8 protein-coding genes are annotated in these 14,227 nt (G+C 48.7%); 1 reads left to right on the top strand and 7 read right to left on the bottom strand.

Annotated elements, in window-relative coordinates; all coding sequences use genetic code 11:
• Nucleotides 1-338: 338 nt before the first annotated feature.
• Nucleotides 339-1,262 (bottom strand): LysR substrate-binding domain-containing protein, encoded by a 924-nt coding sequence (locus tag H6G89_RS19395; protein ID WP_199336815.1) that lies wholly within the window; start codon nt 1,260-1,262, stop codon nt 339-341.
• A gap of 112 nt (nt 1,263-1,374) precedes the next feature.
• Between H6G89_RS19395 and ilvD the strand changes: the two genes are divergently transcribed.
• Nucleotides 1,375-3,054 carry a dihydroxy-acid dehydratase gene (gene ilvD / locus H6G89_RS19390; protein WP_190509418.1) on the top strand — a complete coding sequence of 560 codons (1,680 nt, stop codon included), beginning with the start codon at nt 1,375-1,377 and terminating at the stop codon, nt 3,052-3,054.
• Between the two features lie 523 nt (nt 3,055-3,577).
• On the opposite strand, the gene H6G89_RS19385 is transcribed toward ilvD, so the two are convergent.
• From H6G89_RS19385 to H6G89_RS19360, 6 genes are all read right to left on the bottom strand, one after another.
• The gene (locus H6G89_RS19385; RefSeq protein WP_190509416.1) at nt 3,578-7,723 is read right to left on the bottom strand and encodes a PAS domain-containing protein; all 4,146 of its coding nucleotides are present in this window, start codon (nt 7,721-7,723) and stop codon (nt 3,578-3,580) included.
• A 382-nt stretch (nt 7,724-8,105) separates the two neighbouring features.
• A complete protein-coding gene (locus H6G89_RS19380) occupies nt 8,106-9,584 on the bottom strand; it encodes a mannitol dehydrogenase family protein (protein WP_242060019.1) in 1,479 nt (492 codons plus the stop codon).
• A gap of 204 nt (nt 9,585-9,788) precedes the next feature.
• Complete coding sequence (locus tag H6G89_RS19375; protein ID WP_190509413.1) at nt 9,789-10,895, bottom strand: ABC transporter ATP-binding protein; 1,107 nt, start codon at nt 10,893-10,895, stop codon at nt 9,789-9,791.
• 75 nt (nt 10,896-10,970) lie between these two features.
• A complete protein-coding gene (locus tag H6G89_RS19370; RefSeq protein ID WP_190509411.1) occupies nt 10,971-11,801 on the bottom strand; it encodes a carbohydrate ABC transporter permease in 831 nt (276 codons plus the stop codon).
• A gap of 14 nt (nt 11,802-11,815) precedes the next feature.
• Nucleotides 11,816-12,718 (bottom strand): carbohydrate ABC transporter permease, encoded by a 903-nt coding sequence (locus H6G89_RS19365; RefSeq protein ID WP_190509409.1) that lies wholly within the window; start codon nt 12,716-12,718, stop codon nt 11,816-11,818.
• A gap of 106 nt (nt 12,719-12,824) precedes the next feature.
• Complete coding sequence (locus H6G89_RS19360; protein ID WP_190509407.1) at nt 12,825-14,198, bottom strand: ABC transporter substrate-binding protein; 1,374 nt, start codon at nt 14,196-14,198, stop codon at nt 12,825-12,827.
• Between the last annotated feature and the right edge of the window lie 29 nt (nt 14,199-14,227).

Raw genomic sequence — 14,227 nt, 5'->3', positions numbered from 1 at the left:
GCAGGTTGATGATTTACAACTCCCTCTATTAACGGATTCTCAACCTGAGCAATCAGATAATTCTTCTGGAGAGGAAACGATTTAGCGTTATGGGTTAGCTCAGATCTCGCATCTCTGGCAACCATCACCCGCAAGCTAATCGTAGATGGGTTACTGACGCATCATTTCTGAGTTACTACGAAAAGTAACCCTGATAGATTTGAGGTTTTTAAGTAGCGTTTGCTGAATACAGGTATGATTCTCGAAAACACACCAGGTCTGTAGGAGCGTTTCGCGAAATGCCTCTACAAAATTCATCCATTGGATCAGCAACGCAGAATGTTTCACGTGAAATCTCTCTAGCAACTATCGAGACAGTTGTTATAGTCATATTTCTCCTTAATGTACAGTCTGACAACCTTCAGGAATTCGTGTAAAACGGGTGAAACTATCTCCGCTCGCCAGGCGATCGCAACTTCAACTTGCGGCGTTTCACCTTGTAGCGGTTTATAAACAACACCTGTTCGTTGCAGATTTTGTAGGGAAGCCGGAACCAGCGCAATTCCCATCTTTGCTGAAACCAATCCAATAATTGTCTGCATCTGAACCGCTTCCTGCGTAACCTTTGGATTAAAGTTCGATTGCTGGCAAAAACTAACAATTTGGTCATACAGACCGGGGCCAAGATGGCGCGGAAACAAAATAAAAGATTCATGTGCAAGTGAACTGACTGGAATGGTTGTTTTACTTGCAAGCGGGTGAGTTTCTGGCAATGCTACGACCAGTGGTTCTTGCAAAATCGATTCTAATTGCAAACTATCTTCCTTAAGCGGTGGATGACAAAACCCAACTTCAATTTGATGATTCTGCAACGCTTCTTCTTGTTGAGTTGTGGTCAACTCCTGTAAGACAAGATTCACATTTGGAAATTGCTCCCGATATTGAGACAAAATAGCAGGCAAAACATCGTAAACAACCGTACTTGTAAACCCAATTGTGAGTGTTCCCGTTTCGCCTTTGCCTGCCCGTTGCGTATCGCTCATTGCCTGTTCGATTTGAGCCAAGATTCGGTAAGCCGCCTGCAATAAAACCTGTCCTGCTTCGGTTAACTGAACTTGTCGCTTTGTGCGGCGGTAAAACAACTCTACTCCCAGTTCTGTCTCTAACTGCTTGATTTGCTGACTGAGTGGGGGTTGAGCGATGTGCAACCGCTCAGCAGCCCGATTAAAGTGGAGTTCTTCCGCAACCGCTACAAAATAGCGAAGGTGACGCAGTTCTATCATTTGATATGTTTCTCGTCTCAAATCTATCAAAACATATATTGGACATACATAAAACAGCTTCTTATACTCCAATAACAATCCATATGAGTATTGAACGAGGGTGAGAAACACCATGCCAGAGAACCTTAGAAGCCAGAGCATCACTCAGGGTTTGCAGCGATCGCCCAACCGTGCCATGTTGCGAGCCGTTGGGTTCAAAGATGACGACTTCACCAAGCCAATTGTGGGAGTTGCGAGTGCCCATAGTACAATTACTCCTTGCAATATGGGAATTGCACCGCTCGCCACAGAAGCCGAAGCAGGCATTCGAGCAGCAGGTGGAATGCCCCAACTGTTTGGAACGATCACCGTCAGTGATGGCATTTCGATGGGTACGGAAGGGATGAAATACTCTCTCGTATCACGCGATGTAATTGCAGACTCCATTGAGACTGCCTGTAATGCTCAAAGTATGGACGGTGTACTGGCGATCGGGGGCTGCGACAAGAATATGCCCGGTGCAATGATTGCCATGGCACGCATGAATATTCCTGCCATTTTTGTGTATGGCGGCACGATTAAACCTGGGCATCTCAATGGTCAAGATTTAACTCTCGTGAGTTCCTTTGAAGCGGTTGGACAGTACAGTGCAGGCAGAATTGATGAAGCAATGCTGTATGCCGTAGAGCGCAATGCCTGCCCAGGCGCGGGTTCCTGTGGTGGGATGTTTACAGCAAATACAATGTCTGCTGCATTTGAAGCGATGGGCATGAGCTTAATGTATTCGTCTACAATGTCTGCGGTTGATCCAGAAAAAGCAGACAATACAGCACTGGCTGGAAAAGTTTTAGTGGAGGCAATCCGCAAGCAAATTTTGCCGCGAGACATCATTACACGTAAATCGATTGAAAATGCAGTGTCAGTGGTAATGGCAGTCGGTGGTTCTACCAATGCTGTTTTGCACTTTTTGGCGATCGCCCACTCTGCTGGAGTTCCTTGGACAATTGATGATTTTGAAACCATTCGTGAACGAGTTCCAGTTCTATGCGATCTCAAACCATCGGGACGGTATGTGGCAACGGATCTTCATGCGGCAGGTGGCATCCCTCAGGTCATGAAAATGCTGCTGGCACACGATCTGATTCATGGCGATTGCTTAACGATTACTGGAGAAACGATCGCAGAACGCCTCAAAGACGTGCCTGAAGAACCGCGAGCCGATCAAGATGTCATTCGCCCCTGGAGCAATCCAATGTATGCTACCGGACATCTGGCAATCCTCAAAGGCAATTTGGCAACTGAAGGAGCCGTTGCAAAAATTACAGGCGTTAAAAATCCTAAAATTACCGGACCAGCACGGGTGTTTGAGTCCGAAGAAGCTTGTTTGGATGCCATTCTTGCAGGCAAAATCAACGCAGGAGATATCATTGTCATTCGCTATGAAGGTCCTAAAGGGGGTCCCGGAATGCGAGAAATGTTGGCTCCAACTTCGGCAATTATTGGCGCAGGTCTGGGCGATTCCGTTGGGCTCATCACAGATGGACGCTTTTCGGGTGGAACGTATGGCATGGTAGTCGGTCACGTTGCACCGGAGGCATTTGAAGGTGGAACCATTGCACTGGTGCAAGAAGGCGACGAAATCACAATTGATGCCCATGCCCGATTGCTACAACTGAATGTGCCAAAGGAAGAACTTGAACAACGCCGTGCTGTCTGGCAACGCCCTGCCCCCCGCTATACGCGAGGCGTCTTAGCAAAGTATGCAAAATTGGTTTCGACGAGCAGTTTGGGTGCAGTTACGGATTTGAGCTAGATAGCTCTACTAGTACAGCAAAAAATAAGTTTTGAAAGGGGTGAAGGGATGAAACCCCTTCTTGGGGGAGAAGCCCCCAAACCCCCTACATTGCAGAACTTTGTGTTCGCAACACTAGTACAGTTGCAGTTAACCTGCTGCGCGTCAATCCAATGCACCTCACCCTCAATCCTCTCCGCATTTTGGGCTACCGTGTACACACAAGTCCTCTCAGCCCGCTAAATTCCCCAATCCTAGGGGACTTTGAGCCCTCGTCAAACCGCTTGACCCGACCAGCAGCACCCGGACTTGGAACCGATGCGAAGCGCGTCCTTGGGTTAACTCAAACACCTTCTGCTAAGGGGTTTGGGGGAGGCAGTGGCGTCCCCCAATGGGGGTTTGGGGAAACTCCCCCAATGCCTGGTTCTCCAATTATGGAAAAGAGCAGAGATCTGTATACACCGTAGCCCCATTTTGGGAGAGAGACTTCAAGCCACTCTAACTCCCCTTCTCTCAAGTGGGAGAAGGGGTTGGGGGATGAGGGTTAAACACGGGACAAATCAACTCGCGTCAAATCCGCAATCAGTTTGAGCAGTTGATCTGGCTCTACTGGCTTGGCAACATGGTGCTGAAAACCAGCCTCAAGGGCTTGTTGTTGATCACAGTCTCCGGCATAGGCAGTTAGAGCGATCGCCGGAATGTTTCCGCCCCGTTCCAACGGTAAAGCTCGAACCTGACGGATCAGCATATAACCGTTCATACCCGGCATTCCAATGTCGCTTAACAACAGATCTGGCTTAGACTGGGTTAGTTTCATGAGTGCTTCCGTTGCAGAAGCAGCAATTGAAACAGTCGCTCCAGCTTGCTCTAACATGAAGGCAATATATTTGCGCGTATCTGGATCATCATCAACCACAAGAATCTGCATTCCACTCAGATCCGGTGAGACGAGCGAAGGTTGGATGTCAGTGCTTGCGTCTCGTTGAGTGGTCAGGATTGGTAATCGAATCGTAAAGGTGGCACCTAATCCTTCACCAGGGCTTTCTACACGAACCATTCCTCCATGCAGTTCAACCAGATGACGAACGATCGCCAACCCTAAACCCAATCCGCCAAAGCGACGGGTTGTACTGCTATCCGCCTGCCGGAAATATTCAAAAACATGCGGTAGAAAATCAGGGTTGATCCCCTGTCCTGTATCACTGACTTGAATTTGAATACAGGTTCCAACTTGCTCCAGGCGCACCTCAACACGACCACCCGATGGGGTAAATTTCACGGCATTAGAGAGCAAATTCCATACGATCTGCTGTAAGCGGCTCGCATCTCCATTAATCCATCCAGTTTTAGAATCCAGTACGGTTTGAATTTCAATACCTTTTGCTTCTGCCGACAATCGCACCGTTTCGAGGGCTGCCGCGATCGTCGCAACCGGAGAAACAGGGCTAATGTTCAATCTCAGTTTGCCTTGCAGGATTCGGGAGACATCCAGCAGATCTTCAATCAGTTGAGCCTGAAGTTTTGCATTCCGTTCAATCGTTTCCAGCGCGATCGCCGTTCTTTCAGCATCCAAATTTCCCTGTTGCAGCAATCTTGCCCAGCCCAGAATAGGATTCATGGGCGTTCGTAACTCGTGGGACAGGACTGCCAGGAATTCATCCTTGGTTCGATTCGCCGCTTCAGCCTGGGCTCTGGCTTGTTGTTCAGCTTCATAAAGCTGGGCACGGGCGATCGCCTGGGCACACTGTTGTGCTAGCGAGAGCATAAATGCGCGATCGTCTGGTTTTAGCTGAGGGGATTGGGCAAACGTAACCGTTATCCCGCCAACAGCCTGTCCTTCAACCATTAACGGCAGAGAAATCCAGGCGGGATACGGAGCCCGGGCATAGACGTTCGCGAGATGGGGATACCGGGTGATACGCTCCTCCAGGGTTTCCTCCCACATCGGTTGTCCTGTGCGAATGGCGTCTGTCAAAGGGGTGGCAACGGTTAACGAGAAGCGTCGCCATTCCGGTGCAATCTCTGCGTCATAACCCAGAAAATGAATGACCTCCAATTCATCTTTTTTGGGTGTCAAAAGTGCCACCATCACGGAGGCAGCGTTCACCACAGCAGACGTTTGCTGTGCAATCACTTCTGCCACCTGCACTGGAGTTAATGATTCTGATAGGGCAGCGGTAACGGCTTGTAGACGGGCTGTACGATCCGCCGTTCGTTCGGCCTGTTGGCGGGCTTGCTCTGCCTGCTGATACAGTTTTGCGTTGGCGATCGCCATCGTCGCTCGATCTGCCAGATCTTGAAATAGATTCAGATCATCTTGCGTATGCGGATCAGCAGGGGCATGACGGGTGAGGCTGAGCACACCCATCGGTTGTCCCTGCACCTTCAGCGGAACGAGCAGTACACTACGCACTTGAAATTGTTCCAGGTAGAGGCGATATTCCGATTTGATGGTAGCCGCATCGGCTTGAGACGTGACGGGTATTAGCAAGGATTCCCCAGTTTGCATCACCCGTTCCCCAAGTTCGGCATCTATGCAGTGGGGATGCCGTTCTAACAAGTCTCCAACAAACGCTCGAATCTCCGGATCGGGATGGTAGAAAGAAACATGGTTGAAGGCGTGGCGATCGCCACTCAACAAATTGAGGACGCAGACATCCTGGGTTAGCTCACTTGCTAAACGAGTCACTGTGTCTAAAATCGTTGGCAAATCTAAACTTGCTGCCACAAAGGTTTGAGAGGCTTGAGCTAAAAAGCGTTGAGTTTGCTCCATTCGCTTCCAATCATCGATATCCGTGCAGGAGCCAAACCATTTGAGGATCTCACCCTTCTCATCGAGTAGCGGGAAAGCTCGCGTTAAATGCCAGCGATAACTACCATCAGCGCGTCTGATCCGCTGTTCAGATTGAAAAGTTTCCTTGTTCGTGACTGCCTTAACCCAAGCCTTACCAAAGCGATCATGGTCATCAGGATGGCGGAAGCTGCCTTTTGCATTCTGGCTTTCCTCCAGCGTCAACCCGGTGTATTGGAACCACCGCTGATTATAGTACTCAGTAAAGCCATCAGCTTGAGCCACCCACACCATTTGGGGAATCGATTCTGCGAGAAACCGAAAGCGTTGCTCACTGGCTTCTGCCTGTGTCCGTGCAGCTTGCTCTGCCTGATAAAGCTGTGTACTAACGAGTTCAGCCTGTTTGCGGTCAGTAATATCATGAGAAATTCCCAGAACCTGACGGGGCACACCCGTTTCAGTGCGTGAAAAGACCAAATCTCGGCTCCACAACCAACGCCATTCTCCATTAGCATGACGCATCCGATATTCTCGCTCAATGACCTCTCCATCCTGAGCACGGTCAAAGCGTTCTATGTGAGCGGGTAAGCTTGCTAAATCTTCAGGATGCATCAGCGTCAGGAACAAAGTGTTGCCCATTGCCCTGACTGCATCAGGTGTGTATCCTAAAACCTCGCCAATTTGACGATTGATATAAACATTGTGTTGTTCGATCAGATCATAGATGTAGAGAATTCCAGGAGTTGCATCAGCAACTTGCTTAATAAACCGCTGACTTTCCTTCAGTTGTTCCTCAATTCGCTTCCGTTCGCTAATGTTTTGAAAAACGACGATACTGGTTGCAGAGCGATCGTGCATGGCAGGTAACAAATCTGTGTGTACCAACAGCGGAAAGACCCCAGCGGGAGTATGCCAACTAATCTCTGCACCAACAATTTTCTCTCCCTGTGCTGCTTGTACTGCCGGAAGCTGCTCCGGCGGAATCACCTGTCCTGCGGCATCTTTACAGTGATAGTCTTCGTTGTAAGTTGTGCCAACATCCTTAACCAGATCGACTCCTGCGATCGCGTTTGCAGCCCGATTGGAGAATGTCACGCGGCACTGCTCTGGATCAACCAGAATCAACGGGGTTGGCAACAAATTGAGCACGGCTTCTAACCATTGCCGCTCATTCATTTGGGCATCTGCTTGTTGCTGAAGCTTCTGTTCTAACTGTTTGCTCGCTTCAATCTCGGTGCAGGTGCCAAACCAACGAGTGATATGCCCACTCGCATCTCGATCAGGTAATGCCTGTGCTAAATACCACCGATAGGAACCATCTGCCAGTTTCAGGCGATATTCCAGTTGATAGGGAGTACCAGTAGTCACCGATGCGCTCCAAGCATCAACGGTGCGCTGCAAATCATCTGGATGCACGAGAGGATGCCATCCCTCAGCCAACAATTGCTCTAGAGTAATTCCAAACGCATCCAAACTCTGCTGGTTAAAATACTCCACCTCACCGTTCGATCGGCAAACCCAAACCATATGGGGAATGGCGTCCACCATTCGCTGAAATCGCTGCTCCTGCGACTGCAACTCATCCATTCGTTGTTGACACTCAGCAATCTGATTTTGCAGGTGTCGATTGTGTTGCCGCAACACAGCAATTTGTTCCACCAGTGATGCTTCAGATGGAAGACTTTCCGATATTGCCACTGGCGGCATGCTGTTTTCCTGACAGCAAGGTTTCTGGTGGGAGCGGGCATATCGCTCAACCAGTTCAGAACGGGAAATGCCTAATTCTCCGGCTTGCCGCTCTAACAATTGCCATGCCGTATGGGTCAGAGACAATTTGACAGACTGTTTGGATTCCCCGCTCCAGGATTGAGCGAATTTGCCTGCTTTATCACGCTTCATTGAGGTACTACCCGTATGCCCATATGGCTCACCCCATTAAACGCGACTGAAGTAGGACAATGAATCTATCTCAAGGTAGAGGCTAATCTCATTTCTATCATCTTGAGTTACCGCTACTGCCTCCCCACTTGGTCTAAGCTTGGCGAAGCGAAAGCCCCCAGCAGAAGGTGTTTCAGTTCACCCAAAGGCATGCTTTGCATCGGTTTCAAGTACGGGTGCTTCTGGTTGGGTCAAGCCCCTTGGCAAAGGCTCAAAATCCTCCAGAATTGGGAGATGTAGGGGGTTATGAAGACTTGTGTGTACACGGTAGCTTTAACGGGGGGACTCCAAACTCTTACTTGGATTGCCCCCTTTCATTAAGGCTACTCTGCCAGTTGTGTGCTTACAGTTGAGATAGTGTTCCTTTGACTCCGCGCTCATTAAAGCTGCGTAAGTGGTGTGTAACAGCGTCCACAAATCGAGATGAGTGGAGCAAGTCACCAAAGATCTCCGTGAGACTGAGCAGTGGTGTGGGATCAACTCCTCCAGAATGGGCGCGTTGAGTCAAAATCTCTGCCATTGGATCATCGATAGCAATCGGCTTGCCCTGTTCATCCTGTCCTTTGAGGTAACGAAACCAGGCAGCGATCGCCAAACTCATATAATCGATCGCCCCTTCCTGCCGCAATGCATCCTGGAGTGACCCTAGAATGAATTTAGGAATTTTGGCAGAACTGTTGAGACAAAGGCGCGGCAACTGATCACGAATTTTAGGATTGGCAAACCGTTCAATCAAAGTCTTTTTGTAGTCGTCCAAATTAATACCAGGGATCGGTTGCAGCGTGGGTGTGACCTCATTCATCAGGCGATCGATCGCTTGCCGAATCAGCGGATCAGCCATCACGTCATGAACATAGGTATAGTCGGTGAGCGTTCCCAAATACCCGATCAGTAGGTGACTGGCATTGAGAAGACGAATCTTCATCATTTCGTAGGGATGAACGTCATCTGTCATTTGCACACCAACCGTTTCCCAGTTGGGTCTGCCCGCACAAAAATGATCCTCAATCACCCACTGCAAAAACGGTTCTGCCACCACTGGAAATTGATCTTCAATCCCAAATTGATCGCGTACCATGTCTACATCGGATGGAGTGGTTGCAGGAGTAATGCGATCGACCATGTTATTAGGAAATGCAACATGTCCCGCGATCCACTTAGACAACTCCGGATCTTGTAATTCTGCGAAGGCAGTCAGCATTTTTTTAGCGATCTTGCCGTTACCTTGCAAGTTATCGCACGACAACACCGTGAACGGTTTTAGACCTGATTGAAGTCGCCCCTTTAATGCAGCTGTTAAAAACCCAAACACGCCAATGGGTTCATCTGGGTGTTGCACATCATGTTGAATAGTTGGGTGATTGGCATCTAGTTCACCTGTTCCCTCAATGTAGTAATACCCCGCTTCGGTAATTGTTAGCGACACAATGCGACAACGCGGATCAACTAGTGCTGCAATCACAGCGTTGCGATTATCCGGTGCAAACAGATATTTAGTAATGGAACCGATCACACGGGCGCGATCGCCTTCCTGTGAACGCTCTACCAGCGTATACAAACAGTCCTGCGACTGGAGAGCATCGCGCATTTTTTGGTCGAACTCCAGCAAGCCAACACCACAGATGCCCCACTGGTGATCACCGCTGTGATGCAAATAGTTGTCGAGATATAACGCCTGATGTGCTCGATGAAATCCACCAACACCAATATGCACAATGCCGTTCGTTACTCGATGGCGATCGTATTGAGGAATTTGAACATTAGTTTGTAGATGAGGCAAGGATTGCTCATTTAACTTGATGATTGAACCTGTGTTTGTCATATTCATGTCATTCAAGAATTGTTTTGTAACGGGCTGTAGGGGCGAGTTTTGTTGTTATAGCCGCAGTCACTTGGGTTAGGACGGAGTGCAGGAGGTTCCAGACCCCCTGTCCTAAATAAAGTGGCGGTAGCTATAACGGTAGAGCCAAAAACATATCTGCTAAACCCACCCCTAGCAACATTTGCCACGACGACAATTCGATGGTTACACCGCTAGAGGATGTAATTCGGCTTTGGGAATTGTGATTCCCTGTGGGTCAAACAAATGGCAGCGATCGCCATCAATATGAATCGGCACCTGATCATGCAACCGCACCGGGCTATCTCCATCTGTTTGCACCACAATCGTGTCCCCATCTGCTAACCGCACATAGGCAAAGGTTTCTCCACCCAATCGCTCAACGACTCTGACTTCTCCAGGAACAGTAGCATTGCTGCGATCGAACCGCAAATGTTCAGGACGAATACCCAATGTGACGCGATCGCCCACGGTCAGGTGTGTGGGCTGCACGGGGATAGACACCGTTTCGCCACCGAGGAGTTTAACGGTTGTTGCAGAGTTCTGAATATCCGTCACCGTAACGGTCAGGAAGTTCATCCGAGGGGAGCCAATGAACCCGGCCACAAATAAATTACGCGGATGGTGATACAGTTCCAACGGGGAACCCACCTGCTCAATAACACCACCCTGCAACACCACAATTTTATCCGCCAGGGTCATGGCTTCGACCTGGTCGTGTGTCACGTAAATCATCGTCGATTGCAAACTGTCATGCAGGCTCGCCAGTTCAATTCGCATCTGCACCCGTAAGGCTGCATCCAGATTAGATAAAGGTTCATCAAACAAAAACACCTTCGGCTTTCGTACCAACGCCCGACCGATCGCCACCCGTTGCCGTTGTCCTCCCGACAATGCTCTCGGCTTGCGATCGAGCAGAGATTCTAACTGCAAAATTCGAGCGACTTCCCGTGCCCGTTCATGTCGTTGAGCTTTGGGAACACCTGCCAGACGCAGGCTAAATGCCATGTTTTCAGCCACTGTCATGTGGGGATAAAGAGCGTAGGTCTGAAACACCATCGCCAATCCCCGTTTATCGGGAGGCACATCATTCATGCGATCGCCATCAATCAGCAAATCACCCGACGTGATCTCCTCTAAGCCAGCAATCATTCGCAGTAGCGTCGATTTACCACACCCGGAAGGGCCAACAAACACAACAAACTCGCGATCGTTGATATCTAAATCAATGCCTTTAATCACATCAAAATCGGTGTAGCGTTTGCGAATATCTCGTAACGTAACAGTTGACATGAAAGACTCCTAAATTGTGTTTTGAAGAGGGGATAGGGAGTGGGAAATAGAGCGGAGAAAAATCTTTCTCTACTTCTATTTCACCGCTCCAAAGGTCAGGCCGCGAACCAGTTGCCGTTGACTGAGCCAACCAAAGATTAAAATGGGGGCGATCGCCAGAGTTGAAGCCGCAGATAACTGCGCCCAGAACAATCCTTGTGGGCTAGAAAATGAGGCAATAAATGTGGTTAACGGAGCCGCATTTGTAGTCGTTAGATTTAAGCTCCAAAATGCCTCATTCCAGGACAGGATAATGGAGAGGAGTGCCGTTGAGGCAATACCCGGTAGTGCCAGTGGCATCAGCACATGAAATACTTCTTGCTTGGGGGATGCTCCATCCATGCGTCCAGCTTCGAGAATATCTTTGGGAACATCTTTGAAGAAGGTATAGATCATCCACACCACAATTGGAAGATTAATCAGGGTATAGATAATCGTTAAACCAATGCGCGTATCGAGTAAATTGGAATCTCGAAATAATAAGTAAATGGGAACTAATACCCCAACGGGAGGCAGCATTTTAGTCGAAAGCATCCACAACAACGTACCTTTAGTCCGTTTCGTCGGGAAGAATGCCATCGCATAGGCAGCAGGAACCGCCAGTAGAATTGCCAGTAGTGTTGACCCAACTGATACCACAATACTGTTGATCGCAAATGACAAGTAATCTGCTCGTTCTTGAATTGAAACGTAGTTTTCTAATGTGGGTTGAAAAAAGAGTTTAGGCGGTAAGGAAACTGCTTCAACTTCAGTCTTGAAGCTCGTTAAAACCATCCAAAAAATGGGAAAGAATAACAGTCCAGCCGCTAGCCATCCTAAAGCAGTAACAAACAAATGACGGTAGAGTTTAGAAGTTGCAGGTGACATAATTCAATTCCTGTTCAAACGTCCAAATTACGAGCCACAAGACGCATTAAGAAGATTGCCACAATGTTTGCCAGAATCACGGCAATTAGACCTGCGGCAGATGCGCCACCTACATCAAATTCAAATAACGCTCTGAGATAGATAAAGTAAGCCAGATTAGTCGTAGCTAAACCAGGACCACCAGAGGTTGTGACGAAAATTTCAGCAAAAATCGTCAGGAAGAAAATCGTCTCAATCATTGCCAGAACAGCGATCGCCCGTCCCAAATGAGGCAATGTAATAAAGCGAAAAATGGCAGTTGATTTTGCTCCATCCATTCGTGCGGCTTCTACCTGCTCGTGATCCAGCGATTGAATAGCCGTCAGCAGAATCAATAACGCAAACGGTAACCACTCCCACGACACAATCAAAATTACCGACAGCATCGGATACTGAGCAAACCAATCAACCGCCCCCAACCCCAACGATCGCGTCACATAGGCAAACAATCCGTTGACCGGATGCATCAGCATATTTTTCCAGACCAACGCACTCACCGTCGGCATGACAAAGAAGGGGGCGATCGCTAGCAAGCGAGCAATACTTCGACCCCAAAAGTCCTCGTTAAAGAGAACCGCCAGAAGAGTACCAAGCGTGATTGTAATGACTAAAACTGAACCCACTAATACCAACGTGTTGAAGATCGAAATCCACAATGACGAGGTAGACAGTAGCGAAATATAGTTGTTTAGTCCTGAAAAACCACTATTGGCAGGATTGAGTAAGTTGTACCGTTGCACTGAAAACCACAGCGTCATCAACAACGGTACGATCATCCAAATCAATAGAACCGTGACCGATGGCGCAACTAACGGAAGGGTTGCCACCTGTCGTTTTGACTTTGTGTTATGAGGCTTAACCGCCAACGTAGAGGACATAGGCAGAGTAAGGGAGTGATGAAGTGAACAATCTCACCTCCTTCAGGAGGCATCAGAGAGAATCTGCGACTTCTCAAAGCATTAAAGAAGTCGCAGATCTGGAGAATTACGAGATGTAGCCTGCTCGTTTCATGGTTTCTACTGCGTTACCTTGAGCTTGCTGCAACGCCTGATCCACAGAGACTTGTTTGGTCAACGCGGCTGCAAGCGTTTGTCCAACCTGGGTTCCAAGTGCCTGAAATTCAGGAATCGCAACGAATTGCACACCTGTATAAGGCACGGGGTCAGCCGTAGGTTTGCTGGGGTCAGCAGACTCAATCGAAGTCAACACAATATTGGCAAAGGGAGCTGCTTCCTGGTACTCCGGACTGTCATAGGTCGATCGACGAGTGCCTGGAGGTGCAGCAACCCAACCCCGATCTTCAGCGACGAGTCGTACATACTCTTTAGAGGTTGCCCACTGGATAAATTGTTGAGCCGCTTCAGGAGATTTGGTGGACGAGGGAACGGCTAGCGACCATGCCCACAACCAGTTCGAACCATTGGGATAGCTGGCGACAGGCGCACGCGCAAAGGCAACCGTTTCTGCCACTTGCGATTCCTGTGGGTCAGCCAGTTTACCGGCTGCCACCGTCGCATCTATCCACATGCCACATTTGCCAGTTGAGAACAGAGCTAAGTTTTCGTTAAAGCCGTTGGAGCTAGCTCCCGGAGGACCATATTTATCGAGAATATCGACGTAATAGGTCAACGCTTCCTTCCATTGAGGGCTGTCTAACGTAGGCTGCCAATTGGTATCAAACCACTTGCCACCAAAGGTATTGACCAGAGTCGTAAAGAACGCCGTGTTCTCACCCCACCCCGGTTTGCCGCGCAGACAAATGCCGTATACCCCGTTTTGAGGATTATGCACCTGTTCTGCCCATTGCCTGACTTGCTCATAGGTTGGTTGTTCGGGAACGGTAATGCCTGCCTGATCGAACAAGTCTTTGCGGTAGTAAAGCATCGAACTTTCGGCATAGAAAGGCAATGCATACAACTTGTCCTCGTAAGAAAGCGCATCTCGCACGGGTGGCAAAATGTCATCTACGTCGTACTCAGCAGATAGGTTCTCAAATGGCACCAGCCAACCCTGTTTTGCCCAAATAGGTGTTTCATACGTGCCAATGGTGAGAATATCAAACTGTCCGCCCCGGTTAGCGATGTCGTTTGTAACTCGCTGGCGCAACACGTTTTCTTCTAAAACAACCCAATTTAAATCGATATTTGGATTATCCTGCTCAAACTGTGTTGAGAGATCCTGCATGATCACCATGTCGTTGTTATTAACAGTGGCGATCGTTAATGTTGTGTTTTCATTAGACTGCGCACCGGAGGAATTATCTGCATTCTGTGAGCCTGGTGAACAGGCATTAATTTGCACCAGAAAGACTCCGACCAAGAACGCAATGATCATTTTAGCGAAGCGAAATTGACGCATCGCACCACTCCTTTTTTATGGTTGAAAAA

Source organism: Oscillatoria sp. FACHB-1407, from assembly GCF_014697545.1.
GTDB lineage: Bacteria > Cyanobacteriota > Cyanobacteriia > Elainellales > Elainellaceae > FACHB-1407.
The sequence above is the reverse complement of the archived record's forward strand: the minus strand, read 5'-3'. Positions and strand labels throughout refer to the sequence as shown.